This window comes from Actinomarinicola tropica (genome assembly GCF_009650215.1).
In the GTDB taxonomy this organism is placed as follows: Bacteria; Actinomycetota; Acidimicrobiia; order Acidimicrobiales; family SKKL01; genus Actinomarinicola; species Actinomarinicola tropica.
In genome coordinates this window covers 2,964,414-2,990,661 of the sequence record NZ_CP045851.1, presented here as the reverse complement: position 1 = coordinate 2,990,661, position 26,248 = coordinate 2,964,414, and the positions used below count along the sequence as shown (strand labels likewise).

Annotated in this window: 26 protein-coding genes, 1 tRNA gene and 1 pseudogene; 17 read left to right on the top strand and 11 right to left on the bottom strand. The window is 73.0% G+C overall.

The window, feature by feature from the left end; translation table 11 throughout:
- Positions 1-47: 47 nt before the first annotated feature.
- The 3 genes from GH723_RS14655 to GH723_RS14645 all read right to left on the bottom strand — a co-directional run bounded on the left by GH723_RS14655 (position 48) and on the right by GH723_RS14645 (position 1,577).
- Entirely contained in the window at positions 48-383 is a 336-nt protein-coding gene (locus GH723_RS14655; protein ID WP_153761233.1) for a YnfA family protein, read from the bottom strand.
- Positions 384-801: 418 nt separating this feature from the next.
- Positions 802-1,353, bottom strand: a complete 552-nt coding sequence (locus tag GH723_RS14650; RefSeq protein WP_153760347.1) for a hypothetical protein — start codon at positions 1,351-1,353, stop codon at positions 802-804.
- Positions 1,354-1,504: 151 nt separating this feature from the next.
- Positions 1,505-1,577: transfer RNA gene (locus tag GH723_RS14645), tRNA-Arg, on the bottom strand.
- A 149-nt stretch (positions 1,578-1,726) separates the two neighbouring features.
- Between GH723_RS14645 and GH723_RS14640 the strand changes: the two genes are divergently transcribed.
- The 6 genes and pseudogenes from GH723_RS14640 (at position 1,727) to GH723_RS14620 (ending at position 6,993) form a co-directional block, all read left to right on the top strand.
- Positions 1,727-2,074 (top strand): hypothetical protein, encoded by a 348-nt coding sequence (locus GH723_RS14640; RefSeq protein WP_153760346.1) that lies wholly within the window; start codon positions 1,727-1,729, stop codon positions 2,072-2,074.
- A gap of 322 nt (positions 2,075-2,396) precedes the next feature.
- Complete coding sequence (locus tag GH723_RS14635; RefSeq protein ID WP_153760345.1) at positions 2,397-3,464, top strand: LLM class flavin-dependent oxidoreductase; 1,068 nt, start codon at positions 2,397-2,399, stop codon at positions 3,462-3,464.
- Positions 3,465-3,524: 60 nt separating this feature from the next.
- Positions 3,525-4,229 carry an SDR family NAD(P)-dependent oxidoreductase gene (locus GH723_RS14630; protein WP_153760344.1) on the top strand — a complete coding sequence of 235 codons (705 nt, stop codon included), beginning with the start codon at positions 3,525-3,527 and terminating at the stop codon, positions 4,227-4,229.
- Positions 4,226-5,262 (top strand): annotated as a pseudogene (locus GH723_RS19255) (S-adenosylmethionine:tRNA ribosyltransferase-isomerase). The gene GH723_RS14630 and the pseudogene GH723_RS19255 overlap by 4 nt, the downstream one beginning before the upstream one ends.
- A 115-nt stretch (positions 5,263-5,377) precedes the next feature.
- Entirely contained in the window at positions 5,378-5,728 is a 351-nt protein-coding gene (locus GH723_RS18910; protein ID WP_229022851.1) for a YciI family protein, read from the top strand.
- Entirely contained in the window at positions 5,725-6,993 is a 1,269-nt protein-coding gene (locus GH723_RS14620) for an RNA polymerase sigma factor (protein ID WP_229022850.1), read from the top strand. Before GH723_RS18910 ends, GH723_RS14620 begins: the two co-directional genes overlap by 4 nt.
- 23 nt (positions 6,994-7,016) lie before the next feature.
- Here GH723_RS14620 and GH723_RS14615 read toward each other — a convergent pair whose 3' ends face one another.
- Positions 7,017-11,210, bottom strand: coding sequence for a beta strand repeat-containing protein (locus tag GH723_RS14615; protein WP_153760342.1), 4,194 nt, complete (start codon positions 11,208-11,210; stop codon positions 7,017-7,019).
- A 300-nt stretch (positions 11,211-11,510) separates the two neighbouring features.
- Here GH723_RS14615 and GH723_RS14610 point away from each other — a divergent pair, with 300 nt between their 5' ends.
- Positions 11,511-12,269, top strand: a complete 759-nt coding sequence (locus GH723_RS14610; protein ID WP_153760341.1) for a DUF2231 domain-containing protein — start codon at positions 11,511-11,513, stop codon at positions 12,267-12,269.
- Position 12,270: 1 nt separating this feature from the next.
- Here the strand turns inward: GH723_RS14610 and GH723_RS14605 are convergent, their stop codons facing one another.
- Genes GH723_RS14605 through GH723_RS14590 form a run of 4 tightly spaced genes read right to left on the bottom strand, consistent with a single transcriptional unit; the run spans position 12,271 to position 15,684 of the window.
- Positions 12,271-13,002, bottom strand: a complete 732-nt coding sequence (locus GH723_RS14605) for an SDR family oxidoreductase (RefSeq protein WP_153760340.1) — start codon at positions 13,000-13,002, stop codon at positions 12,271-12,273.
- Positions 13,003-13,052: 50 nt separating this feature from the next.
- Positions 13,053-14,621, bottom strand: a complete 1,569-nt coding sequence (locus GH723_RS14600; RefSeq protein ID WP_153760339.1) for a sulfatase family protein — start codon at positions 14,619-14,621, stop codon at positions 13,053-13,055.
- Entirely contained in the window at positions 14,621-15,049 is a 429-nt protein-coding gene (locus GH723_RS14595) for an SRPBCC family protein (RefSeq protein ID WP_153760338.1), read from the bottom strand. Before GH723_RS14595 ends, GH723_RS14600 begins: the two co-directional genes overlap by 1 nt.
- Positions 15,046-15,684 (bottom strand): TetR/AcrR family transcriptional regulator, encoded by a 639-nt coding sequence (locus GH723_RS14590; protein WP_195210332.1) that lies wholly within the window; start codon positions 15,682-15,684, stop codon positions 15,046-15,048. The genes GH723_RS14595 and GH723_RS14590 overlap by 4 nt, the downstream gene beginning before the upstream one ends.
- Before the next feature lie 76 nt (positions 15,685-15,760).
- Here GH723_RS14590 and GH723_RS14585 point away from each other — a divergent pair, with 76 nt between their 5' ends.
- Positions 15,761-16,357, top strand: coding sequence for a hypothetical protein (locus tag GH723_RS14585; protein WP_153760336.1), 597 nt, complete (start codon positions 15,761-15,763; stop codon positions 16,355-16,357).
- Between the two features lie 127 nt (positions 16,358-16,484).
- On the opposite strand, the gene GH723_RS18540 is transcribed toward GH723_RS14585, so the two are convergent.
- The gene (locus GH723_RS18540) at positions 16,485-17,126 is read right to left on the bottom strand and encodes a lysoplasmalogenase (RefSeq protein ID WP_195210331.1); all 642 of its coding nucleotides are present in this window, start codon (positions 17,124-17,126) and stop codon (positions 16,485-16,487) included.
- A 157-nt stretch (positions 17,127-17,283) separates the two neighbouring features.
- Here GH723_RS18540 and GH723_RS14575 point away from each other — a divergent pair, with 157 nt between their 5' ends.
- Positions 17,284-18,624, top strand: a complete 1,341-nt coding sequence (locus tag GH723_RS14575; RefSeq protein WP_195210330.1) for a PP2C family protein-serine/threonine phosphatase — start codon at positions 17,284-17,286, stop codon at positions 18,622-18,624.
- A gap of 28 nt (positions 18,625-18,652) precedes the next feature.
- Here GH723_RS14575 and GH723_RS14570 read toward each other — a convergent pair whose 3' ends face one another.
- On the bottom strand, positions 18,653-19,909 hold the full coding sequence (locus GH723_RS14570; protein WP_153760334.1) for a hypothetical protein: 1,257 nt from the start codon (positions 19,907-19,909) through the stop codon (positions 18,653-18,655).
- A gap of 73 nt (positions 19,910-19,982) precedes the next feature.
- Here GH723_RS14570 and GH723_RS14565 point away from each other — a divergent pair, with 73 nt between their 5' ends.
- From GH723_RS14565 to GH723_RS14550, 4 genes are all read left to right on the top strand, one after another.
- A complete protein-coding gene (locus tag GH723_RS14565; protein ID WP_153760333.1) occupies positions 19,983-20,240 on the top strand; it encodes a hypothetical protein in 258 nt (85 codons plus the stop codon).
- A gap of 106 nt (positions 20,241-20,346) precedes the next feature.
- Positions 20,347-22,137 (top strand): nitrite/sulfite reductase, encoded by a 1,791-nt coding sequence (locus tag GH723_RS14560; protein ID WP_153760332.1) that lies wholly within the window; start codon positions 20,347-20,349, stop codon positions 22,135-22,137.
- Entirely contained in the window at positions 22,125-22,715 is a 591-nt protein-coding gene (locus GH723_RS14555) for a DUF4202 domain-containing protein (RefSeq protein ID WP_195210329.1), read from the top strand. The genes GH723_RS14560 and GH723_RS14555 overlap by 13 nt, the downstream gene beginning before the upstream one ends.
- A 51-nt stretch (positions 22,716-22,766) precedes the next feature.
- Positions 22,767-23,066 carry a DUF6506 family protein gene (locus tag GH723_RS14550; RefSeq protein WP_153760330.1) on the top strand — a complete coding sequence of 100 codons (300 nt, stop codon included), beginning with the start codon at positions 22,767-22,769 and terminating at the stop codon, positions 23,064-23,066.
- Positions 23,067-23,184: 118 nt separating this feature from the next.
- On the opposite strand, the gene GH723_RS14545 is transcribed toward GH723_RS14550, so the two are convergent.
- Positions 23,185-23,484 carry an MTH1187 family thiamine-binding protein gene (locus GH723_RS14545; RefSeq protein ID WP_153760329.1) on the bottom strand — a complete coding sequence of 100 codons (300 nt, stop codon included), beginning with the start codon at positions 23,482-23,484 and terminating at the stop codon, positions 23,185-23,187.
- Positions 23,485-23,592: 108 nt separating this feature from the next.
- On the opposite strand from GH723_RS14545, the gene GH723_RS14540 reads away from it, so the two are divergent.
- From GH723_RS14540 to GH723_RS14525, 4 genes are all read left to right on the top strand, one after another.
- Complete coding sequence (locus tag GH723_RS14540) at positions 23,593-23,829, top strand: hypothetical protein (protein WP_153760328.1); 237 nt, start codon at positions 23,593-23,595, stop codon at positions 23,827-23,829.
- A 175-nt stretch (positions 23,830-24,004) separates the two neighbouring features.
- Positions 24,005-24,481, top strand: coding sequence for a hypothetical protein (locus GH723_RS14535; RefSeq protein WP_153760327.1), 477 nt, complete (start codon positions 24,005-24,007; stop codon positions 24,479-24,481).
- A gap of 114 nt (positions 24,482-24,595) precedes the next feature.
- Positions 24,596-25,798 (top strand): acetyl-CoA acetyltransferase, encoded by a 1,203-nt coding sequence (locus GH723_RS14530; protein ID WP_153760326.1) that lies wholly within the window; start codon positions 24,596-24,598, stop codon positions 25,796-25,798.
- Positions 25,795-26,208 (top strand): Zn-ribbon domain-containing OB-fold protein, encoded by a 414-nt coding sequence (locus GH723_RS14525; protein ID WP_153760325.1) that lies wholly within the window; start codon positions 25,795-25,797, stop codon positions 26,206-26,208. The genes GH723_RS14530 and GH723_RS14525 overlap by 4 nt, the downstream gene beginning before the upstream one ends.
- The last annotated feature ends 40 nt before the right edge of the window (positions 26,209-26,248 follow it).

Sequence of the window (26,248 nt, the reverse complement as noted above, 5' to 3'; positions counted from 1 at the left end):
CGAGCCCGCTGTGTCCGCGCGAGGTGAGAATCGGGCGACGTTCGCGCTCAGGCGGGGCGAGGGACGAACATGATCACGGCGACCCCAATGAGGCAGATCACCGCGCCGGCGACGTCGAAGCGGTCGGGTCGGAAGCCGTCGAGAACCATGCCCCAAATGAAGGCTGCGGCGATGAACACGCCGCCGTATGCGGCCAGGATCCGGCCGAAGTCCGGGTCTTGCTGCAGAGTCGCGGCGATCGGGTAGACGCCGGAGGCGACGATGCCGAGGCCGACCCAGATCCATCCGCGGTGCTCGCGGATGCCTTGCCAAACCAGCCACGATCCGAGCAGCTCTGCGACGGCGGACACGAGGAACAGGAGCAGCGTTCTGGTGACGTACATCGTCTCATTCTTCTGGGTGGGGTGACGCGGCGCGTCGGGCACGGATCTTCGATCGTCAGCAGCCTTGGGCCAGGGGATCGAGGCTCACATCCGCCTCCGTCCCCGAGCGCATCGGCAGCGGCTACGAGGTGATCACCGAAGTCGACGGGCCGACCTGACCTTGAGACACCAAGAGTTGCTTCACCGAGTGAACGTCTTCGCGTTAGGAGCCGACTGCTCCCGATGCCGGCCGGTGTCCCAAGGTGCAGTGCGGCGGGGCAGATCGACATGGATCAACCTCAGCCGAGGGAGACGCCCCTGGCCAACGCAACCATCCGCGCCCATGGCGTCTCACCTCTGATGACCCGTTCCGCTGGCCTTGGCAAGGGACGCTGCGTCTGGATTGTTGTCGCTCCGTCATCCCGGGGCGCTGGCATTCCTACATCAAGGTCTTGAACCAGTCGCGGGGGTGCAGGTGAGCGAAGCCCTGGGTCCGATAGGTCTCGGACTCTGGATCGTCGACGCCGTCGAATGCAGGCTCGTAGAGGAACATCACGTCCAGGTCGCGGAACAGGAGATCCTTGATGCCGACGTAGTCGTCATCCGCCGGATGGATGGGCAAGGCGTCGACCCACTCCCAGTCCAGTCCGGCCTCCTCATGTAGCTCTTCGGTTCGATCGATGACGAGGTGGAGTGCGATCTCGTCGGCCGTGCACGACGCGAGGCCAGTCAGCTCGTTGAGCCCTCGGGCAAGGCGGCCGGCGAGGACTTCGAACCGTGACGCGAACGCCGCGATGAACCGGTCGTCGAGGTACGGCCTTGCCACGATCGGAAGCTCATCGATCCACATCTCGGCCATGTCGTCATCGCGAAGCTCGTCCAAGATCAGGCCGGCGACATCCCAGAGCCGGGCAGCCATCCGCGGCGCGAGCGGCGTCGACGCGTACAGCGTCGCGAAGTCCGGGGCGTCCGCAGGCGGAACGGCAGGCACGGAGCGATGGTACGACGCCACCTGACACATCGCTGTGGTCCCACTGTGGTCCCACTGAGCACGGTGAATCGTGGGAAGTGGCGGGCGCTGGCGGTCAACCGGTCAACGCGCTGACCAGCGCATTTGCGCTGGTCAGACACCAATTGCGTTGTGCCCCCGGCATGATTCGAACATGCGACACACGGTTTAGGAAACCGACGCTCTATCCCCTGAGCTACGAGGGCGGGACCTCCGTGTGAAGCTCCGCGTGAAGCTCCGCGCGTCCTGCTGAGTCGAAGGGTACTTCCATGCGGCGATGGTCCCGGAACCGTGATCCGAGGCCACCAACGAAACGCAAAGAGTTGACATGGGATTTGTTTGGTAGCCTTGCGTCGTGAGCTTCACCGACACGATCCGCCGCCTCGAAGAGGCTCTCGACGAGCGCCGATTGGAACTCGCCGAAGCAGCTGCCGCGTTCCGAGCAGCGGAACTGGAGCTCGCGTCGGTCCGAGCCGTCGCAGCTGGTGCCGGGCCCGGGACCCTGACCCGAATGAGTCGGACAGATGCCATTCTCGCGGTGCTCCGGCGGGCGGGGACAACCATGTCGCCGTCCGAGATCACGAGCGCTCTGCACGCGGCTGGCCGCTCCGACGGGTATCCGTCGGTGACGGCGACGTTGTCCTACCTGCTCAAGGCGAGCGTTGTGCAGCGCCCAGCCCGGGGTCGGTATCTCGCAGTCTGAGGAGTCAGCGAGCGATGACGTGCTCTTCGTTGGTGATGCGTGAGGCGAGATTCAGGAGGAGGTTCTCGCATGAACGGTCGACCCAGCTAGTTAGCAGCCAAGCGTTCCGCATCGTCAGGATGCGCTCTGCGTCGGATGGGCGGTACCGGACGACGTTCGAGAGGTGGTGAAGGACAGCGAACGCGACGGCCTCGTGGGACAGGAGCTGCGGCCTCTGCGAGAGGACCACGAACTGTCGAGGCCCCGGGAAGCTCCGGTCCGAAGCAAGCAGGTTCAAGAAGTTGAATCTTGAACAACGCGTGCAAGTGGACGGAGGCATGTGATGGAGCAGAGCAGCGAGCAGGTGGCGTTCGGGCTGGACACCTTCGGTGACGTCACAGAGCGCGTCGACGGCGAGCGCGTGCATCCGGCGCAGGTCATCCGCGACGTCGTCGAGGAGGGCGTCCTCGCCGACCAGGTGGGGGTCGACGCGATCGGGATCGGCGAGCACCACCGCGACGACTACGCCGTGACGTCGCCCGACGTCGTGCTCGCCGCCATCGCGGCCCGCACCGAGCGGATCCTCCTCGGCTCGGCTGTGACCGTCCTCAGCTCGGACGACCCCGTCCGGGTCTTCGAGCGGTTCGCCACCCTCGACGCCGTCTCCGGCGGCCGGGCCGAGGTCACCGTCGGCCGTGGCTCGTTCACCGAGTCCTTCCCCCTCTTCGGCTACGACCTGTCGCAGTACGAGGTCCTCTTCGAGGAGAAGCTCGACCTCTTCGCCCGCCTCCGCGAGGGCGGGCCGGTCACGTGGTCGGGAACGACGCGGGCGCCGCTGCGGGACCAGACCGTCCACCCCGCGGTCGAGTCCGGCACCCTGCGTGCCTGGGTCGGCGTCGGCGGGAGCCCGCAGTCGGTGCTCCGCACCGCAGGCCACCGGCTTCCGATGATGCTCGCCATCATCGGCGGCGATCCGGGCCGCTTCCGGCCGTACGTCGACCTCTACCGTCGGGCCCTGGAGGAGGATGGCGCTCCGACCCTTCCGGTCGGGGTCCACTCGCCGGGGCACGTCGCTCCGACCGACGAGCAGGCGCTCGAGGAGCTCTTCCCCCACTTCAAGGCCAACCGCGACCGCATCGGCGCCGAGCGGGGCTGGCCTCCGATGGGGCGCCGCGAGTTCGAGCGGGAGGCGGGCCCGAACGGCTCCCTGTACGTGGGGTCGCCCGAGACCGTCGCTCGCAAGATCGCCCGCACGGTCGAGACGCTCGGGGTCGACCGCTTCGACCTGAAGTACAGCAACGGCCCGTTGCCGCACGGGCAGGCGATGCGCTCGATCGAGCTCTACGGCACCGAGGTGATCCCGATGGTCCGCGATCTGCTGAGCGAGAGCGGGCGGCGTCTCGCCGGGTGACGCCGTTCACGCCTGCACGCCCTTGACCTCAAGCGAGGTTGAGATCGTACGTTGCCGCACATGGCTACTGCGATCATCACCGGAGGGAGCCGCGGCCTCGGCCGGGCCCTGACCGACCACCTCGTCCGTGACGGCTGGCGCGTCGTGATCGACGGGCGGGATCCCGACCGCCTCGTCCAGGTCGCCGCGTCCCTCGGGTCCGGCGTCGTCACCATCACGGGCGACGTCACCGATCCCGATCACCGCCGCCAGCTTGTGGCTGCGGGCGCTGCCGACCACGACCTCCAGCTCGTCGTCAACAACGCCAGCGAGCTCGGCCCGTCCCCGCTGCCCCCGCTGGCCGACCTCGGTCTCGAGGCGCTCCGTCGGATCCTCGAGGTCAACGTCGTGGCACCGCTCGCGCTGACCCAGGCGGCCCTGCCCCACCTCGACCCGACCGCGGGGGCGGTCCTGTCGATCTCCTCCGACGCCGCCGTCGAGGCCTACCCCGCGTGGGGTGGCTACGGCGCGTCCAAGGCCGCGCTGGACCACGCCGTGCGCGTCCTCGCGGCGGAGCTCGACGACTCCCACCCGCAGCTGCGGGTGTGGTCCGTCGACCCGGGCGACATGCGCACCGAGATGCACCAGGCCGCCTTCCCGGGTGAGGACATCTCGGACCGTCCGGCGCCCGAGGACGTCGTGCCGGCGCTGGCGGCGATCATCGACCTCCGGCCCCCGAGCGGCCGCCTCGTCGCCGCCGACCTGCTGTCGGAGGTGACCCGATGAGCGGCCGGCTGGCCTTCCACCTCCCCGCCGAGCTCGCGGCAGACCGACCGCCCGAGGCGCGGGGCATCCCCCGCGACGGCGTGCGGATGATGGTCGCCCACCGGGGCTCCGTGAAGGTCGACCACCGGCGCTTCGCCGACCTCCCGGACCTGCTCGACCCACGCGACCTCGTCGTCGTGAACACCTCGGCCACGATCCCCGGGGCGGTGGACGGCCGGGGCGACGACGGCGCACAGGTGACCGTCCACCTGTCCACCCGGCTCGGCGACCGGCGTTGGGTCGTCGAACCGCGGCGCCCGACGCGGGAGGGCACCGTGCGCTGGCGCGGTGAGCCACCGCCCACGACGATCCACCTCCCCGCCGACGGGGTCGCGCGCCTGGAGGGCCCCCACCTCGGGAGCGACCGCCTCTGGGTGGCCACCCTCGAGGTGCCCGGGGATCCGCTGGGGTGCTCGCCGCTCACGGCCGACCGATCCGCTACGGCTACGTCGAGGACCGGTGGCCACTGTCGGCCTACCAGAACGTCTACGCCCGTGAGCCGGGCAGCGCCGAGATGGCGAGCGCCGGCCGCCCGTTCACCGCCGACGTCATCACCCGGCTCGTGAGCAAGGGGGTGGGCATCACCCCCGTCGTGCTCCACACCGGCGTCGCCTCCCTGGAGGCCGACGAGTGGCCCTATCCCGAGCACGCCCACGTCCCCGCCGTCACCGCTGCACGCGTCCGCGCCACCCGACGTGCGGGCGGGCGCGTCGTGGCCGTCGGCACGACCACTGTCCGGGCGCTGGAATCCGCGGTGGACCCGGAGGGGTGCGTGCGACCGTTCGACGGCTGGACCGACGTCGTCGTGACGCCGGAGCGGGGTGTCAGGGCCGTCGACGGGCTGCTCACCGGCTGGCACGAGCCCGAGGCCTCGCACCTGCTGATGCTCGAGGCGATCGCGGGCCGGGAGCTGCTGGAGCGCTCCTACGCCGCGGCGATCGAGCAGCGCTACCTCTGGCACGAGTTCGGCGACGTGCACCTCATCCTCCCCTGAGCCGGCACGACCTCCTCGCCGCGATCTGCACGGACCTGTCGATCCGGCCGACGGTCGTACGTCGTCATGGTGGAAGATCGGCACCGGGCCGATCCCGCACCGAGAGGAGCACCACATGGCGCGCTACCTGATGTCGGTCTGCTACCCCGAGGGCTCGACCGCCCCGTCCCCCGAGGAGCTGGAGCAGATCACGAGGGACGTCACCGAGGTTCACGACGCGCTCGCGTCCCAGGGCTCGTGGGTCTTCGGCGGCGGCCTCCACGACCCGAGCGCCTCGACGGTCGTGACCGCACGCGACGGCTCGACGGTGACCCACGACGGTCCGTTCGTCGAGACCAAGGAGGTGATCGGCGGGCTCAGCATCATCGACGTCCCCGACCTCGACGACGCGCTGCGCTGGGCCGAGCGCATGTCGGCGGCAACGACCTGCCCGATCGAGGTCCGGCCGTTCGTGGACGGGCCGTGAGCCCCGAGCCCTCGTCCCTCCGGCAGACCCACGACGTCGGCGACGCGCTGGGCGGCACCTTCCGTGAGGAGTGGAGCCGGGTCGTGGGCGCCCTCGCCCGGGCGTTCGGCGACCTCGACCTCGCCGAGGACGCCGCGCAGGAGGCCTTCGCCGAGGCGGCGCGGGCCTGGCCCCGGGCCGGCGTGCCCCCGAACCCCGGCGGCTGGCTGACGACGACCGCTCGGCGACGTGCGATCGACCGCCTCCGGCGGGACGCGACGCGCGACGACCGCCACCGGCGGACGGCGCGCGGCGCGGCGACGGCCGCGACCTGGCCGGGACTCGATGGCGGCGGGGAGACGATCGAGGACGACCAGCTGCGGCTCGTGGTCACCTGCTGCCACCCGGCCCTCGACCAGCCGTCGCAGGTGGCGCTCACCCTGCGGCTGGTCGGCGGCCTCCAGACCGGTGAGATCGCCCGTGCCTTCCTCGTGTCGGAGGCGACGATGGCGCAGCGGCTCGTGCGGGCCAAGCGGAAGATCCGCGCCGCGAGCATCCCGTTCCGCGTGCCGGACGCCCACGAGCTGCCCGATCGGCTGGGCGCGGTCCTCGCCGTCGTCCTGCTCGTCTTCGACGAGGGCTACGTCGCCACGGCAGGGGAGGGGCTCGACCGCGTCGACCTGTGCGACGAGGCGATCCACCTCGCGCGCGTGCTGGCCCGCCTGGCGCCGGACGAGCCGGAGGTCCGCGGGCTCCTCGCCCTCCTGCTGCTGGTGGCGGGGCGGCGTCCGGCGCGGGTCGCCGCCGACGGCTCGCTCGTCCCGCTGGCCGAGCAGGATCGGACCCGCTGGGACCGGGCGCTCGTCGACGAGGGGTTGGCCCTCGTCCGTGGGTGCCTCCGCGAGGGACGGCCCGGACCCCACCAGCTCCAGGCCGCGATCAACGCGGTCCACTGCGACGCCCCCACGTGGGAGGCCACCGCGTGGGACCAGATCCTCGCCCTCTACGACCAGCTGCTCGCGGTCACGCCCACGTCGATCGTGGCGCTCAACCGCGCCGTCGCGGTCGCCGAGGTCGTCGGTCCCGCGGCGGCGCTGGAGCTGGTCGACGACCTCGACCTGCGTGAGCACCACCTGTGGCACGCGACGCGCGGGGATCTGCTCGCCCGACTCGGCGACGCGCCCGCCGCGGTCGACGCGTTCACAGCCGCGGCGGCGAGGACCGGGAACGTGGCCGAGAGGCGCCACCTGCTCGGTCGGGCGCGGGCGGCCGGAGCCGGCGGGTGAGCGCCGGTCCGACCGCCGTCTGATCAGGCCGTGCGACGGCGGCGCCCCCCGACGACGAGCCCGGCGCCGAGGACGACCAGGCCGAGTCCGGCCACGATCGGGGCTCGGGCGTCGCTGCCGGTGCGCGGCAGGCTCTGGCCCCCGAGTGCGTCGCGACGGCCGGCGGGACGCTCGTCGTCGGCCGGCGCGGCGGGCGGCGCCACCACGATCAGGTCGAACGTGGCGGCCTGCGGATCGCCGGCGCCGTTGTCGGCGACGACGCGCACCGGCCAGGTGGCGACGGCGTCGACGGCGACCGTGCCGGAGATCGTGGCCGTGCCGTCTCCGTGGTCCACCAGGCGGAGCCCGGGGGGCAGCCCCGACGCGGTGATCGCGGCGACCGGGAAGCCGGTCGTCGTGACCGTCAGCTCCACCGGGTGACCGGCGGTCGTGCGCCGTGAGGTGCCGTCGAGGTCGGCGACGGACACCGTCGCCGCCTCGTGGATCTCGAAGGTGAACGGAAGGCTCGAGGTGCCGTGCTCGTTGCTGGCGTACACCGTGAGGGTGTGGCGACCGGCGGTGCCGGGGCCCGGTGTGCCGACGATCGAGGCGGTGCCGTCGCCGTTGTCGACGAAGGTCAGCCCGTCGGGCAGCCCGCTCGACGTGGCGGCCGGCCGGACGCCGGCGAGGCTCGCCAGCCCGACCGGCCCTGCGGGCGGGTCGAGGGAGAGGGCGGGGCGGGGCCAGCCGACCGACCGGAAGCGGAGGTCGATCGCCTCGCCGAGGGGCGCTGGTGCGGGGCGGCCCGGATCGTCGAGGTCGGCGCCCTCGAAGATCTCGACGACGATCGTCTGCTGCTGGGGCGTGCCGACGCCGTTGTCGACGACGATGACGATCTCGTGGCGGCCGCCGGCGCCGCGCGCCGGGGTGCCCGCGAGCGTGCCGGTGCCGTCGCCGTTGTCGACGAAGGTGAGCCCCGACGGGAGTGGTGCCGCGGGGGTCAGTGTCGGCGTCGGGTGGCCGGTGGCCCCGATCGTCACGTCGAGGGGCTCATCGGGGTCGACGTCGCCGCCGTCGGTGGGGGCCTCGGGCACGACCGACGCCTCGGCGACGGTGAGCGAGAGGTGGGTCGACTCGTCACCGGCCCGGTTGGTGGCGCGCAGCGGCACCGCGTAGGCGCCGCCCGTGCCCGGCGCAGGGGTGCCGGAGAGCGTGGCCGTGCCGTCGCCGTTGTCGGTCAGGGTGAGGCCGGACGGGAGGGGCGCGGTGGCCGAGATCGTCGGCACGGGGTAGCCGCCCACCTGGACGGTGTGCGCGGCGGGGGCGCCGCCGACGGTGACTGCGGCCGGGGCGAGCGTGCCCCACGTCGGTGCCTCGTCGATCGTCACGGTGATCGTGTGGGCGTCGTCACCAGACGGGTTGGCCGCGGTGACGGTGATCGCGTGGACGCCACCGGATCCGGGGGCGGGGGTGCCGGAGATGCGCACGTCGCCGCCCCCGTGGTCGGCGAGTGACAGACCGGCGGGCAGGGGCGCGGCGACCGACACGGTCGGCTGCTCCCACCCGGTGGCCGTGAGCTGGACCTCGGCCGCGCTGCCGGCGGTCATCGACGCCGTCGCGGGACCCGAGAGGTTCGGCGCGGCCGTGACCTCGAGCACCAGGGTCGCGGCGTGGGTCCCGTGGTCGTTGGTGAAGGTCAGGTCGACCTCGTGGCGACCCGTCGCCGTCGGGGTGCCTGTCATCCGCAGGCTGCGCCCGTCGATCGTCGCGGTGATGCCGTCGGGCAGTCCGGCGACCTCGAGGGTCGGCACCGGCCAGCCGCGCACGGCGAAGGTGCCGTCCAGGGTGCCGTGCGCCGCCACGCGGATGGTGCCGGGATCGGCGATCTGCGGCGCCTCGACCACGGTGACCGCGACGACCGCGGTGTCGGTCGAGTGCCCGTTGTCGGCGGTGACGGAGATGTCGTGGATGCCGCCGGCGCCGACGGGCACGTCACCGGTCAGCGTCGCGGTGCCGTCGCCGAGGTCGAGGAGGTCCAGCCAGGTGGGGAGGCCCGATGCGCTGAGGCTCGGGAGCGGGAAGCCGTCCGCGGTGATCGTGGCGCTCCCGCTGCGTCCGGCCTCCATCACGGGGGTGGCCGGGACGATCCCGGCCGGATCGAGGACGGTGACGGTCACGTCCACGACCTGCGTGCCGTGCACGTTCGACAGGGTGACGGTCAGCTCGTGGACGCCGGCCTGGGCCGGGGTCGTCGGGTCGGACGTGAGGACGACGTCGCCGTCCTCGACGACGGCGGTCATCCACGTCGGCAGCCCACTCGTGGTGACGTCGGCGACGGGGTACCCGAGGTCGACGCCGAGCGCCAGGTCGAGGGCGTCGCCGGTCGAGATCGTGGTCGACGCCGACTCGACGGCGACGGGTCCGCTCGTGATCGTGAGGTCGTGGGACTCGGTGAGCGTGCCGGCCGCGCCGACCACGTCGATCGTGAAGGACGACACCCCGGCCGCGCCGACGGGCGGTGTGCCGGAGATCGTCGCGGTGCCGTCGCCGTGGTCCTCGAGCGTGGCCCACGCGGGCAGACCCGTGGCGGTGACGGCGAGCGGGCCGGTGCCCGTGGCGATGATGTCGTGGGTCAGCTCGTCGCCGACGGCACCTGCGAGCACGGTCGGGCTCGTGAGGACGATGGGTTCGACGACCCGCACGTCGCGAGTGAACCGCGTGGTGCCGGCCTCGGTCGTGAGGTCGACGTCGATGACGTGGTCGCCGACGGCGACGCCGCTGCCGTCGTAGGTGACGGAGAGCTCGTCGCCGGACGTGTCGAGCGTGGCCCCGTCGAGGGTGTGGCCGGCCCGCTCGGTGACGGTCGCGGCCCCGACGGCAGGGTTGCCGGCGAAGGTCCACGTCGCGGCGTCCGCGACGCCGTCGACCCAGAGGACGTCGTCGGGACCGGAGGCGACGGAGAGGAGCTCGTGGATCGTCAGGGTGACCGTCTGCGACGCGCTGCCGGCGACGTTTGTGGCCGTGAACGTCACGTCCACCGAGCCCGGGGCCCCGGCGGCGACCGTGCCGCTCACCGTGCCGGTGCCGTCGCCGTGGTCGCTGAGGCTCAGGCCGGACGGCAGGCCGGCGGCCGTGAGGGTCGGCGTCGGGTGCCCGCCCGCGCTCAGGGTCGCGGAGAAGGGCGTGCCGGCGAGCGCGGTCGTCGTCGACAGCGGGTCATCGGCCAGCGTCGGCGGCACCGCGAGGGTGAACGCGCTGCTGGCCGTCGTCGAGGCCGGGTTGTCCTGGCTCCACGCGTCGGCCACGGCGCCCTCGTCGACCGCCAGCGTGACCGTCCCGTCGCCGGTCATCCCGGTGACCTGCACGGTGTAGTGCGACGGTCCGCCGGAGATCGCCAGGTTCCGCGGGCCGGGGGCGGTGCCGCCGACGGTCAGCCCGTCGGCGGTGAGGCCGGCGTCGGTCTGGGGCACGGCGGTGACCGGCGCGGGCAGGCCACCCGAGGTGAACCCCACGTCGAAGGTCACGCCCTCCTCGCTCGGCGCGAACACCGTGGACGGCACGTCGATCGTCGCCGTCGGCGGAGCCGGTGCGATGCCGCCGGGAGGCGTCGCCCACAGTCGGTTGACGACGGTGGACGTGGTGCGCGATCCGTCGTAGTTCGTCGGGTGGTGGATCGACAGCCGGACCGAGGTGATCGCGTCCCAGTGGGGCGTCGGCGACAGGCACGTCGTCGACCCGCCCGTGCACTCGAACGGGATGGCGATGTTGTGGGCGAAGGTGTTGGAGATCCCGATCGAGCCGCTCGTCGCCTGCGTGCCGTAGGTGTCGAACACCTCCACGGTGATCGACGCGGCGGACTCCCAGTCGTTCTGGGGGTTGGTGCGCTGCACCTGGTCGAGCTCCAGCAGCAGCTGGGTGTTGTTGGCCCCGCCGGTGAGGTCGATCGGGCCGCCGGACCACGTGGCGATCACGGCGCCGGCGGTGTTGCCGTTGCCGCCGGTCGTGATCTGCATCTTGCCGTCGGCGAACGTGTAGGTGCCGCCGTTGGACGTCGTCGAGTCGCCCTGGGGCAACGTCGAGACCGACCGGGAGGGGAGCGCGTCGGCCCCGCCCTCGAAGTCGTCGATCATCACCGCCGAGCCGACGCTGGCGTCGACGCCTGTGGGTGCGAGGACCCCGATCAGACAGAGCAGGGCGATGGCGGCCGCGAGGCGTCGGTTCCGGCGTGCGGTGAGCATGGGTCTCCTGGACGGGGGACGATCCGTGCTCCATCGGCGGGGCGACGGGTCGATCCATGGGGCCAACGGCCCAATCGTCGGCGGGGGCGCCCCGCCGTCCAGGAGACCTCGGGAGGGTCTAGCGGCGACGCCCGAAGCCGACGCCACCGATGGCGCCGACGATGAGGAGGATGAGCAGGATGATGAGCAGGGTGCGGATCATGGCGCCACCGGTACCCGCGTCCACCCGCGGCGCAAACCGGAGCGTGACGGGCGGACCGACGGGGTACGAGGCGGGGCACCACGATCCGGAGGTGACCCATGCAGACGCGCCGTGCCATGCCACCGTGGCTGGTCGATCTCATCGATCGGCAGGAGAACGACGCCCGCCTCGACTCGATCGGCCGCACCATCGCCGACGCCGCCGCTCCCCTCGACGAGGGCCCGCTCGGCCCGGCCCTCCGTGGTGAGCCGCTCGGTCACCGGGCGCACCCCATGCTCACCGACCTGCCGATCGGCTTCTTCACCTCGGCGGCGGTCGTCGATCTGATCGGAGGGAAGGCCGGCCGTGTCGTCGCCCGCCGGCTCATCGGCATGGGACTGCTCAGCGCCGTCCCCACCGCCATGGCCGGCGCGGTCGACTACCGAGCCGCCCACTCGGACCCCCGCATCCGGCGTGTCGGCGTCGTCCACGGGCTCGGGAACGTCGGCGTGATGCTCCTCTACTTCCGCTCGTGGCGCTCCCGTCGCCGCGGCCACCACCTGCGGGGCCTCGTGTGGGGTGCGCTCGGCGCCGGCGCCGCCACCTTCACCGGCTACCTGGGCGGGCACCTCTCCTACGCACTGGGCGCCAACGTCCAGGAGGGCGGTGCCACCGAGCGCACGCCGAGCGGTGAGCCGGTCGTCGACCTGACGCGCGCCGACGGCCAGGACCTCCTCGACGTCGACGCCGCGGCCGAGCGACTCGGGGTCAGCGAGGAGGACGTCCAGGCCATGGTCGACCAGGACGTCCTCGTGCCCGTCGACGGCGGTGGGTTCCGGCCCGACGACGTCGAGGCCGTCCGCTTGCAGGGCGGCTGAGCTACCGACCGCCGGCGACGTCGACGAGGGTCGCCGTCACGTAGGCGGCGTCGTCGGACAGCAGCCAGGCGATCACGTCGGCGACCTCCTCCGCCGTGCCCACGCGGCCCATCGGCAGGCGAGGCCCGACCTCGCGCGCCCGTTCGGGCTGGCCGGAGTCGGCGTGGATCTCGGTGTCGATGATCCCCGGCCGGACGCCGTTCACCCTGATGCCCTCGCCGGCGACCTCGCGGCCGAGGCCCACGACCAGGGTGTCGACGGCTCCCTTGCTCGCTGCGTAGTCGACGTACGTGCCCGGCGACCCGAGGACGGCCGCCACCGACGACACCGCCACGATCGACCCGCCGGCGCCGCCGTGCCGAGGCGACATGTGGCGCACGGCTTCCCGGCAGGTGAGCACGGCGCCGACGGCGTTCACGTCGAACATGCGGCGGATGCGGTCCGACGACATCTCGTCGAGCCGGGCGGTCGGCGCGACGATCCCGGCGTTGGCCACAGCGGCGGTGACCGGCCCCAGCTCCCGGGCGCGGGCGAACAGCTGGACGACGTCGTCCTCCGAGGCGACGTCGGCACGCACCGCGACACCGCCGAGCTCGGCGGCGAGGTCGGTGGCGGAGCGCTCGTCCTCGCGCCAGGACACGCAGGGCCGCCAGCCCATCGCCGCGACCCGGCGGACCGTGGCCGCACCGATGCCGCGACCGCCGCCGGTGATCACACAGACCCCTCGATCCATGGACGGCGAGTGTAGGGACGGAGGTGGCGCGGAGGGCCGTGCGGTTGGGGTCAGACCGGGGCGTCGAGCGGACGCCGGGGCGAGGGCCTCGGTCGCAGCCGGTCCTCGAGGTCCGCGACGAGGTCGGAGCGCACGGCGGCGCACGCGGGGTCGTCCCAGCGGTTCACCCGCTGGAGCGGATCGTCGGAGAGGTCGTAGAGCTCGCCCTCCGTGCCGTCGTGGACCGTGCCCGGCCGGTACACCGTGCAGACCCAGCCGTCGCGAGTGATCGTGCGCAGGTGCACGCCCACGCCGAACAGCTCGCTGTCCCACTCGGTGAGCTGCGCGCCGTCGCGAGCGGCGACGGCGGCATCGTCGTCGGTCGGCAGGACCGATCCCTCCATCCAGTCCGGGGCGGCGAGGCCGGCGACCTCGCAGAACGTCGGTGCGAGGTCGACCAGGCCCACGGGCTGGCTGACGACCGCAGGGGCGATGCTGGCGGAGGGTGCCGGCCGCCAGACGAGCGGTAGCCGCATCAGCCCATCGACGTGGTACGGCCCCTTGAAGAGGAGCCCGAAGTCGCCCTGGAGCTCGCCGTGGTCCGTGGTGAACACGACGTCGACGTCGTCGGTCCAGCCACGGGCCTCGATCGCGGCGAGCACTCGGCCAAGGGCCTCGTCGATCAGCTCGACCTCGATCGCGTTCCGGGCGTTCACCTCGCGCACCTGGTCCGCGGTCAGCGTGGCGGGCACCCAGCGCGACGGTGCCTCGTAGTTCGACACCAGCGAGCCGTCGTACCACCGGCGCCAGTGGCGGGGCTTGGCGTCGAGCAGCGCCTCCCTCTCGGCGCGGTCCTCCGGGTAGCCCTCGGGGAGCGGCACCTCCCGCCAGTCGACGCGACCGAGCTCCGACGCCGGCGGGTCCCACGGGTGGTGGGGGTCGGGGAAGCTCATCCAGCAGAACCAGTCGTCGTCGGCGTCGAGCGAGTCGAGCCAGCCGATCGTGCGGTCGGCCACCCAGTCGGTGTGGTACCACTCCCGCGGGATCGGGTTGTCCTTCACCTGCGGGGCGCCGGTGGACCCCCCGCCGTCGGCGTTCACCTCGAGGTCCTGGTCGAGCACGGCGTAGAAGCCGCCCACCGCCTCGGGGTGCTCGGCGTTCAGCCACCGGGCGTAGTGGAGCGGACCGGCGGCGCCGTGCGTGGCGAGCTCCATGTGCTCGAAGCCCCGGTGCGGACCGATCGTGCCGTCGTGCCACGGCGAGTCGACGGTGAACACACCCTCCCTCGAGAGGCGGTTCTCGACGAAGCGGGCGAAGGGGTCGAGGAACGGCTCGAAGTGCGGCTTGCCGACGAGCGCCGTCCGGTAGCCGGCGCGATGCAGCTCGGCGGCCACCGACGGTGCGTCGACGGGGAGCGGGACGCCGTTCATCCACACGCCGTGGGTGCGGGGGTGCTGGCCGGTGAGCATCGTCGATCGCGAGGGCATGCACACGACCGACTGCGGGACGGCGCGCTCGTAGCGGATCCCCTCGGCCGCGAGGCGGTCGATCACCGGCGTGCGGGCGACCTGGCCGCCGTTGCACCCGAGGGTGTCGTAGCGCTGCTGGTCGGTGGTGACGAAGAGGATCTTGCGTCCCATCAGGTGCCTCCCTGGAGGGCGTCGAGGGCGGGGCCGGCGCCGGACTCGAGCTGGCGGCGCAGCTGCTCGATGGCCCCGCCGGTGCCGCCGGAGATGACGAGGGCCATCGTCGCCGGGTCGGCGTCGGTGGAGTAGACGACGAGGCACGTGCCGTCGCCGAGGTCGATCACGTCGATGGTCGCGAGGTGCTCGCGCACGAGCGGCGAGGTGATCCGGTACTGGAAGCGTCGTTGGATCGGGTCGTTGGTGAGGATCTGCTCGGGCATCTCGACGCCGGTGCCGGTGGTGATCGTGCGGCTGTCGCCGTCGACCCGGCACGCGGTGATCCCCGGGAACCAGAGGTGGAGCAGCTCCGGACGTCCGACGACCGCCCAGACCTCGTCGGCCGATCGGGCGATGCGCCCCTCGCGGCGGATGCTCGCCCTCATCGCGACCCCGCCTCGGCCGCGGCGAGGTGGGCGTGGACGACGTCGACGAGCAGAGCGGTGAGCACGTCGGCGTCGAGGCCGTGGTCGTCGCGGAGCAGCTCGATCGCCTCGTAGGAGAGCGCCACGTCGATCGCGGCGAGCGTCATCTCGGCCCGCTCGCGGGGGAGCGGCGCCAGGTCGGGCCGCAGGGCGGCGCCGAGCAGGTGGCGCAGCTCGGCGCGCACCCGGCGGAGCTCGGCCGCCACCGCGTCGTTGAACGGGGCGCGGAGCCGTGCGACCTTGCCGACGTTGCCCATCGCCGCCACGAGGTCGACGCGGTGGGCGACCGCCCGGCGCACCCGCTCGTGGCGCGACCCGCCGACGTCGATCGGACGCTGCACCACCGGCGCGAGCCGTTCCTGCTGGCGGGCGATCGCCGCGCGTGCCATGTCCTCGACGTCGTCGAAGTACCGCCACACCGAGCGAGCGGACACGCCGGCACGGGCGGCGATGGCCTCGGCGCTCGGCGCGAGGTCGCCCTCGTCGTGGAGGGTCAGCAGCGCGTCGATGACCGTCTCCCGGTTGCGCGAGCGGCGCGCCCGCCGCCCGTCGTCGCCGGTCGACGCCGCCGTCAGGGCCTCCGAGGTCACCGTCATGCGCCCACCGTAAGTATTGTCAGGAATCCTGTCAATTGTTACGGTGGCCGTCGAACCACGACGAAGGGGGACCCTCATGTCGGCCCAGACCAGCACCGCCCTCGACGGTGACGCCCTCCACCTCGACTCGCTCCGCCGGCGCATGGCCGCGATGCACTCGCTCTGGTACGACGCGGTGGCGACGATGGACCTGTCCCACGTCAACCACTTCGAACGCGAGGGCGTCCTGCCGATCGCCTTCTCGCTGTTCCACTACACGAACATGCAGGACGCGTCGTTCATGGCGATCACCGGCCAGATGCCGATCTGGAACGGCGAGTGGCAGGCGCGGGTGCAGATGGCGATCGACGACCACGGCAAGGAGCGCCCCGTCTCCGACATGATCCACCAGCGGGTCGGCGACTACGAGGCGATGAAGGAGTACCAGCGGGCGGTTTTCGGCCGCACCGAGGCGTGGCTCGCCGAGCTCGACCCGGCCGAGCTGCGTCGGGTGATCGTGCCCCGGCCCCTGCCGGAGAAGGTGGCGAACACCTACTCGGCCCGCGTCGCCGGCCCGGAGGGCATCACCGTGCTCGACGCCGTCGAGTGCTGGATCTACCAGCACGGCCTCCGCCACATGGGCGAGGTCGAGCTGGCCCGCGGCCTCGTCGGCCTCGGCGGCATGACCAGCTAGCCGGTGCGCCCCTCCGGGGTTGGGCGCGACATCCGGCGCATGTGACGCCAACCGCGCCCGACCCGTGGGGTTGGGCGCGACATCCGGCCCATGTGACGCCAACCGCGCCCGACCCGTGGGGCCACGCTCAGCCGGTCGCGATCCAGGCGACGAGCCCCGCCTGGCCGAGGTGGTAGGTGACCATCACCGCGAGCGGCCCGTACCGGAGCGGCTCGACGAACCTGTTCCACGCGAGGGTGGCGTCGGAGGCGTAGAAGAGGAGCGCTCCGACGGCGGCGACGAGCGAGGTCGTCCCGAACGCCGACACGACCATCGCCGAGATCACGACGAGGTAGGCGATCACGGGACCGGTGAGGGCGCGGTGGCGCCCGGCTGCGACCCGTCGCACGATCTCACGGCCGATCGTGCCGGCCGCGGCGCCGACCACGGAGATGCCGATGAGCGTCCACGCCAGGTCGGTGGGTGCGAGCTGGAGGCCCACGACGTAGGCGACGTGTCCGAGGAGGAACGCGACGAGGCCCCCGACGAACCAGCGCTCCGGCAGCATCAGCACCACGTCGCCGACGAGGGAGAGGATCAGCCCCGCCACCATCCACGCCCGGACGTCGGCCTGCGCCGGGTCGACGGCCAGCGCGACGCCGACGAGGGCGACCAGCGTCGCCGGCTTCGCGACGTGGCGGACGGAGGGTCGCTCGGCAGCCACGGCCCACCAGTCGGTGAGCGCGCTGGCAGCGGCGAGCGCGGCGAGGGCCCAGGCCAGCGAGGACATGGCGGGCACGTTAGGTGCGTGGCCGCCGCCGGGCCGTCCGTCGCGTCTCCTCACCGGACGCGGGTCCCCCGGCGCTCGGCGTGGCGAAGGAGTAGCGTGCTTCGCGACGGGTGGTTGGCGGGACGAGCAGGACCTCGGCGGAGATCGGCAGGCAGGGATGAGGGACGGCGGGCGCGGAACCGACGGCGCAGTCGACGAGCCCGGTGACGAGACCGCGCTCCGCGCCGCGCTGGCTCGGGCCCGAGCCGACGCCGCTGCCGCCCACGACCGCCTGTCGTTCCTCGTCGACGTCAGTCGCACCGTCGCGGCCACCGCCGACCACGCGGCCGTCCTCCAGGCGGTGCTCGACCTGGCCGTGCCCCGCATCGCCGACGCCGGCCTGGCGCTCCTGCCGCGGGGCGGTGCGCTCGAGCGCGTGGCGGTGGCCCACAGGGAGCCCGAGGCGGCCGCGCTGGGCCGCCGGTACGTCCTCGGCACCATCCAGTCCCTCGACAGCGAGGGTGTCGGGCCGGTCGCCTTCCGCACGGGGAAGCTGCAGATCAACACGGCGAGCCAGATCCAGCCGGACGCCCGCCTGCCCGACTACCTCCGCCAGACGATCGAGGTCTTCGGCCTGCGGTCGTGGGTGAGCGTGCCCATCCAGGCAGGGGGCGAGACCCTCGGTGTGCTGTCGCTCGGGTTCAACGACCCCCAGGCGGTCGAGTCCGACGAGGGCATCGCGATGGCGGTCGAGCTCGCCGGCCGGTCGGCGTCGGCCCTCGTCGGCGGGTTGCTCCTGGAGCACGAGCGCGAGGTCGCCCTGGCCCTCCAGTCGTCGGTCCTCCCGGCGTCGCTCCCCGACGTGCCGGGCTACGAGATCGCCGCCCGCTACGTGCCGGCGCAGAGCAACGTCCGGGTCGGGGGCGACTGGTACGACGCGCTGGTGCTCCCGGACCGGAACGTCGCGATCACGATCGGCGACGTCAGCGGCCACGGGCTCACCGCGGCGTCGACGATGGGTCAGCTGCGCAACGCCCTGCGCGCCTACGCGGTCGAGGGCCACGGGCCGCCGGAGGTGATCGGGCTCCTGTCGTGCCTCCTGGAGTCCACCGGCGACGACCAGTACGCCTCGATGATCGACCTCCGCGTCGAGCCCGACGCGGGCACGTTCGAGTGGGTGTCCGCCGGTCACCCGCCGCTCCTCCACCTGCACGCCGGCACCGCGGTGCAGCTGGGGGAGCCGCACGGCATCCTGCTCGGCGCCGACAGCAGCGTCGCCAGCCCCACGGGCAGAGGTCGGCTCGCCCCCGGCGACGCGCTGGTGCTCTTCACCGACGGGCTCGTCGAGCGGCGCGACACGGGGATCGACGAGGGGATCGCGGCGCTCGAGCGGTCGCTGCTCGCGGTGGTCGATCCGTCGGCCGACGCGCTGTGCGCCGCCGCGTTCGACCGCCCCGACGAGGGCTACGAGGACGACGTCTGCGTGCTCGTCATCCGGCGCGTCCCGACCGCCGCCTGAGCGAGTCGGTCAGGACGGGCCCGACGCGTCACGCGCCGTGCGCGTGGTCGCACCAGCGCTCCTCGCCCTCGGCGATCGTCCCGCCACCCACGCCCTCGAGGGCGGCGAACGGCCCGCACTCGTGGGGGACGATCCAGACGTGGATCATGGCGTTCTCCCGCCCGGGCACCAGGCCGGGGCCGCAGGGTCCGCCGGGCTCGCGCAGACCCGCCACGCGTGGCGCGACAGGGTCCGGCGTGTAGCAGAGGTCGTCGTGGACGTGCCACTGGGTGAGCCGCCCGCCGAGCTCGGGCACCTCGTCGAGGCCGACCCCGTCGGGGAGCATGAACATGGCGGCGACGAGGGTCTTCTCGCCGTCGATCACCTGGTAGACGAGCGACTCGGGCTGGTCGGGGTCGAGCACGACGTCGTCGTCGACGAGGTCCCAGTTCACGTAGTGCTCGTAGCCGGTGAAGCCGTCGCCGATCGATCGCCACCCTCGCGCTTCGGCCTCGGCGGGATCGGCGAACTGGGGCAGCCGCAGGAGCGTGACGGCGATGAGGTTCTCGGCCGCGGCCTGCTGCTGGGGGCTGACACCGTCGACGCCGCTGAGGTCGATCGGCAGGGCGGGGTCGTACGGCGCGGGCGGCACGACGGCTGCCTCGTGGGTGGCGTCGTCGTGTCCTGCATCGTCGTCGGCGTGCGGGGCGTTGGCGTCGTGGTCGACGTCGTCGGCGTGCGCGAGCGTCGAGCCGTCGGTGTGGTCGTCGGCGTGCGCGACGTCGTCGCCGTGGGAACCCTCGTGGGCGTGGTCGCCGGCGAGCGCCATGCCGCCGACGCTGGCGGCGACCAGTGCGACGGCCGCCACGGGCACGACCCGATGGGCGGCCGGGAGCCGCAGCCCGAACATCGCGACCAGGCTGCCGAGGAGAGCGACGAGCGCGAGTCCGGCCGCCAGCCCGTCGGCCCACTGCACGGCCTCGGCGTCGCCCAGGCCGTCGACGACAGGGATGCCGGTGGTCTTGGCGGCCGCCCACCCGGCGAGGGCGACGATCGCTAGGGCTGCCCCCGCCGCGGCGTGGGCCTTCGTGCCGGCACGCAGCGCGAGCGCCCCCCACCCGATCTGGGCCACGGCCAGCGCGACGAACGTCCACACCGCGGTCCGGTGCTCGCTGTGCGCGCCGGCGGCGACGGCGTGGATCGCCCCCGCGCCGAGCGACGCGAGCGCTGCGACGGCCAGCGCCGGTGCCGGGCGCGGCTCGTCGCGCGGTCCGTGGTGGCCGGTGCTGCTGCGGTCGACCTGCATCGGTGCGACCCTCCTCTCGCCGTCGCCCGAGGGTAACGGTGCTCGACCGCCGACGCTGCGCGACGCTGGCGCCATGCGCCGATCGATCGACGACCACCCGTTCTCCCCGGAGGAGCTGCCGCCCGACGACGAGGACGTCCAGCAGCTCTCGTGGGCCGTGGCGATCAGCGACGACTACGAGGACGGCGAACCCCGCGTCGTCCTCACTCTCGAGGAGGTCGGCCGGGCAGGTGCCGGGCTGGTGCTGCACATGCTCCCCGAGCACGTCCGACGTCTGCGGGTGGCGCTGCGCGACGGGCTCGCCGAGATCGGCGCCGAGCCCGGCCCCTGAGGTCCCGCTGGCGTCGGGGGTTGACCGCGGCCCTATAGTTGACCCCGCAGGTCGGATTTGTACCCGACCTCCCAGGTCGCATTTCGCAACGCGGGAGAGCCCCACCGTGACGATCACCCCCATCGTGCCCGCGCCCCGGGACCTCGATGCCGAGCAGCAGCGCGACATCGAGAGGTTCGAGGCCGCCGTGGCGCAGTACCTGGCCGGCGAGATCGACGAGGACGTGTTCCGCGTGATGCGCCTCAACAACGGCATCTACGGCCAGCGCCAGGGCGGCATCAACCAGATGGTGCGCATCAAGTTCCCGGCGGGCCCGGCGACGCCGGAGCAGCTGGAGATGATCGCCCACCTCGCCGAGACCTACTCGCGCGGCTGGGCCCACATCACCACGCGCCACAACATCCAGATGCACTACGTGCAGCTCGACAAGGTGCCCGAGGTGATGCGGAAGGTCGGTTCGGTCGGTCTCACGACGCGCGAGGCGTGCGGCGACACGGTGCGCAACGTCATGGCCTGCCACCTGGCCGGTGCCTGCCCCTACGAGAAGCTCGACGTCACGCCGTGGGCCGAGGCCGCCTTCGAGCACTTCGTCCGCAACCCGATCGGCCAGCGCCTCCCTCGCAAGTTCAAGATCAACTTCTCCGGCTGCGAGACCGACTGCGGCCAGGCGATGTTCAACGACGCCGGCGTCGTCGCCTCGGTGCGCCGCCGCGAGGACGGCACGCTCGAGCACGGCTTCCGCGTGTTCGTCGCTGGCGGGCTCGGCGCCAACCCGCACCCGGCGCTGCTGCTCGAGGAGTTCACCACCCGCGAGGACCTCCTCCCCACGCTCGAGGCGATCCTGCGGGTGTTCGAGCAGACCGGCAACCGGGACAACAAGCTGCGGGCCCGGATGAAGTGGGTCATCGACACGCTCGGCTGGGACGAGGTGCAGCGCCGGGTCCTGAAGCTGCGCTCGACCCTGCCCGCGTCGTCCTCGTGGCCCGGCGGCATCCCCGCCATCGTCGCCAAGGCCGGCGACGAGCCCGCCGGCCGCACCGACTCCGGCGAGATCACGCCCGTCGGCCAGGGCGTGTCGGTGCAGCTCCTGTCGAGCGACCCGTTCCAGCGTTGGGAGGCCACGTCGGTGATCCGGGGCGCCGCCAACGGCACCGTCTCCGCCGTCGCCTACGCCGCGCTCGGCGACATCACCTCGGACCAGTTCCGGGCCCTCGCCGCGATCCAGCGCGAGCTCGGTGCCGACGTCCGGCTCACGAACCGCCAGAACCTCGTGTTCCGTGGCCTCTCGGAGAGCCAGGTGCGTCCTCTGTACGACCGCCTCGAGCAGATCGGCATGGCCCGGCCGGGCGCCGAGCTGGCTCGCGACGTCGTGTCGTGCCCGGGCGCCGACACGTGCAACATCGCGGTCACCCAGTCCCGTGGCCTCGGCAAGGCCATCGGCGACCTGCTCGAGGAGGAGGGCCTGGCCGAGGTGGGCGGCATCCGCATCAACATCTCCGGCTGCACCAACTCCTGCGGCCAGCACCACGCCTCCGACATCGGCTTCTTCGGCGCCGAGCGTCGGGCTCACGGCCAGTCCGCGCCCGGCTACCAGATGCTGCTCGGGGGCTACGTCGGCCAGGAGTCGATCCACTTCGGCGACAAGGCGCTCCGGCTCCCCGCCAAGGCGGCCCCCGAGGCCGCGGTGCGGGTCGTGCGCCGGTTCGCGGCCGAGCGCGAGGCGGGCGAGACGTTCCGCTCGTGGCTCGACCGCTCCGGCGGCGCCAAGGGCGTGGCCGCGGACCTGAAGGACCTCGACCACTTCCCGACGCCGGACGAGGCCCCGCACTTCTTCATCGACTACGACGAGACCGGGCCCTTCTCCGCCGAGGTCGGCGACTCGGAGTGCGCGGTCTGAGCGAGCGGCTGTCCTCGGCGATCGACGCGATCGACGCGGCGAACGCCGAGGACCCGAACACCGTCGTCGTCCGCGGCGAGGATCTGCCGCTCGCGCTCGCCCACGGTCGCTTGGCCTCGGAGTGGGTCGGGCGGCTGGTCCCCGACGCCGACGACGCGCTCGTGCTCGCGGCACGCGCCCACCACCTGCGCCGGTGGGAGGTGCCCCGCAGCTCGTACCCGGAGGGTCGGGCCGCGTACCTGCGGTGGCGGCGCGACCAGAAGGACCGCCACGCCCAGGAGGTCGTGCCGATCCTCCTCGGCGCGGGCTACGACGAGGCCACGGTCAACCGGGTCCAGGTGCTGCTGCGGCGGGTGCGGATCGACGAGGCGAGCGGCACCCAGACGATCGAGGACGCCGCGTGCCTGGCGTTCCTGGAGACCCAGCTCGCCGACGTGGCGGCGCGCCTGGACCGGGACACCCTGCTCCGGGCCCTGCGGCGCACCGCGGCGAAGATGACCCCCGCTGCGCTCTCCCTCGTCGCCGAGATCCCCCTCGACGACTCGGCGCGCGACGCGCTCACCGAAGCGCTGGGGTGACCCGCGCTACGGTCGCCGCATCAGACGGCGGGCGGTGCCACGGGGGGACACATGGAGAAGTGGGCGTTCATCTACACGTCCGGTGACGGGGACGGCGACGGGTCGGCGGTGACGGCCACCACCGGCAGCAAGGCCTGCGAGCTGGTCACCGTCGGCGTCCCGACGCCGGCCGTCGACGCCGAGGTGATCGACGAGCTCATCGACGACGGCGTCGAGCTCATCGAGCTCTGCGGCGCGTTCGGCCCCGCCGACGCGGCGCGGGTCGTCGAGCAGGTGGGCGGCCGGGTCCCGGTCGGCTACGTCACCTACCCGGCGTCGGAGGCGGCGGGGCTCCACGCCCTGTTCGGCTGAGCCCTCCCGCGTCGCCGCCCGGCGACTCGCCGGCGCGTCTCTGAAGGATCCGACAGCGAAACGCTGCGCGATCCTTCACAGAGCTGCGAGAGCGGCGCGGGCGGGAGCCTGCGAACCGCTACGCCTCGTCGGCGAGGCGGCGCTCGACCGACTCGACCTTCGTCTGCAGGCCGTTGGTCACGCCGGGCTTGTGGTCGATCTTGATGACGACGCCGACCCGGGGCGAGTCCTTGGACAGCTCGTCGACGCAGGCCTTGATGACGCCCATCACCTCGTCCCACTCGCCCTCGATGTTGGTGAACATGGCGTTGGTCTCGTTCGGCAGTCCGCTCTCGCGCACGATCTTCACGGCGCGCGCCACCGACGCGCTGACCGAGGGGCCGACTCCTGACGGGCTGATGGAGAACGCAGCGATCATGCCGCCATCGTCTCAGGCGCGCACGGGGGTCGGACGCGTCGGTTTCGTGGCTGGCGCCCCGCGGTAGGGCCTGGCGACCAGCACTCGACGATTCAGGAGCCTCACCCGATGAGCGATCAGACGCCTGGGCAGGACACGCCGACCGGCACCGACCCGGACGCCAAGTACGCCGAGCCCGGCTACGAGGACAAGTCGATCGGCCAGGCCGGCAACGAGGACCAGGAGCTGGCCGACGAGCTGATGGACGAGACCGGCGGTGACACCGCGGAGGCCGAGAAGCGCTTCGAGGAGGAGTCGGCCGGAGCGCCCGCCCGCGAGGAGCAGGGCAAGCCCGAGACCAGCTGAGCACCCGCGGACGGGCGCCGTCCCGTCCGCCTCGGCGTGGCCGCCGCCCTCCCCGCCGGGCGGCGGCCCTCCCGACGGCCCCGCGACCACCGACCCCGCCCGGTGCTCGCGGGGCCGTCCCGCGCCCCGGGCCGGGCGAGGTGTGCGCCCCGTCCGCCAGGGGCAAGATGGGTCGGTGGACGGGATCGTCGTGCTCCTCGCGCTGTGCCTCGGTGGTGCGCTCGTCGCCGCCTTGGCGGTGGCGGTCGTGCTGAGCCGCGACGAGCACGAGCGGGCCGGCTACTACGGCTCGGACGCGCAGCGTCGTCGCCACGAGGCCGACCTCGACGCCGCCACAGTCGCCGCCATCGTCGAGCGCAGCGACCGCGACGAGCTGGCGCACCTCGTCGATCGGCTGGACCGGCTGGCATGGGACGGCACGCCCATGGCGAGCGCGCGTCCCGTCGGCCGCACCGGTGTGTGGGTCCTGACCTTCACCGGGGGCGCCGAGGTGCAGGTGCACGCGCGGGACGGCCGCATCCTGCGCCGGGCCGCAGCGCTCGCCCGCCGGGAGCCGCTCGTCGTGTCGGAGGTGCGGGTGGCCGCCGACGCCGTCGTCGTCCAGCTGCGCACGCCGTACCACGCACCCCTCGCCGTCACCCTCACCGTCTGAGAGACCCCGACCACCGACGGAGTGGCGCGGGTCACGGCTCGATCCGTAGTGTGACCGAGGTCGGGTGCCGAGCACCCGCTGCAGGGGGGACATCTCATCCGGGGGGATACTGGAGTGACCGAACGCACCCTTCGTGGGGCGGCGGCGATCGTCGGCGTGGCCGATGCCGCGTCGCCGACCGGCGTGCTCGACCGGCACGGCCGGGCGCTGGAGGCCGCCATGATCAGCGCGGCGCTCGCCGACGCCGGGCTCACGCTGGCCGACGTCGACGGCGTCACCTGCGCCAACGGCCCGGCCCAGCTCGCCGAGCACCTCGGCATCCATCCGCGCTACCTCGACGGCACCAACGTGGGCGGCTCGAGCTACGAGCTCCACGTCGAGCACGCGGCCGCAGCCATCGCGGCCGGTCTCTGCGAGGTCGTGATCGGCGTCTACGCCGCCACGCCGCGGGGTGACCGCCAGCGCGCCGCCGACGCGGCAGCCGCCGGCGGCGGACGGGGCCGACGGGGCGGCGGGCCGGGGATGATGGGCGGACCGAACCCGGGGCTCGAGTGGGAGATGCCCTACGGGCTGCGCACGCCGATGGGCGCCTACGCCCTGGCCGCCAGCCGCCACATGTACGAGTACGGGACGACGTCGGAGCAGCTGGCCCAGATCGCCGTCGACACCCGGCGCTGGGCGTCGATGAACCCGAACGCCCGGTTCCAGGACCCGATCACGATCGACGACGTGCTCGCCTCGCCGCTGCAGGCGTCGCCGCTGCACCTCCTCGACTGCTGCCTCGTCACCGACGGTGCCGGGGCCTTCGTGATGACCACGCCCGAGCGCGCCGCGTCGCTGGCCAAGCCGCCGGTGCTCGTCCTCGGCGCCGCGACCTGCGGCGACCACTCGATGATCAGCCAGATGCCCGACCTCACCACCACCGCCGGGGCGGTCTCCGGTCCGGCGGCGTTCGCGATGGCGGGCGTGAAGCCCGACGACGTCGACCTGCTGATGGGCTACGACAGCTTCACGATCACCGCGCTCCTCCACCTCGAGGACCTCGGCTTCTGCGGCAAGGGCGAGGGCGGGGCGTTCGTCGAGGACGGCAAGCTCGGCCCGGGTGGGTCGCTGCCGATGAACACCAACGGCGGCGGGCTCTCCTACACGCATCCCGGCATGTACGGCATGTTCCTGATCGTCGAGGCCGTCCGCCAGCTCCGCGGGGAGTCGGGCGAGCGTCAGCTCGACGGACCGGAGATCGCGGTCGCCCACGGCTCGGGCGGCCTGCTCTCGACGATGGGCACGCTGGTGCTCGGCACGGAGGCGACGCTGTGACGCTGCTCGAACCGCCCCAGTCGGAGCACGGGCGCCCCTTCTGGGACGCCACCCGTGAGGAGCGGCTCCTCGTCCCGCACGACGCCTCAACCGGCGAGCCGTTCTGGTACCCGCGCGAGTTCGCGCCGGGGACGCTCCACGGAGAGGTCGAGTGGCGCGAGGCCAGCGGCGAGGGGACGGTCTACGCCGTCAGCGTCCAGCACAAGCCCGGACCCGGCCGTGAGCCGGCCGACGGGCCCTACGCGGTCGCGCTGATCGACCTGCCCGAGGGCGTGCGCATCATGAGCAACGTCGTCGGGTGCGAACCGCACGAGGTGACCGTGGGGATGGCCGTGCGGGTCTCGTGGCACGAGCTCTCCGACGGCCGGAAGCTCCCGATGTTCCAGCCGGCCCCGGAGGGATCGGCGTGAGCGCAGGCAGGACGAACCAACGACAGATCACAGAGGGGGA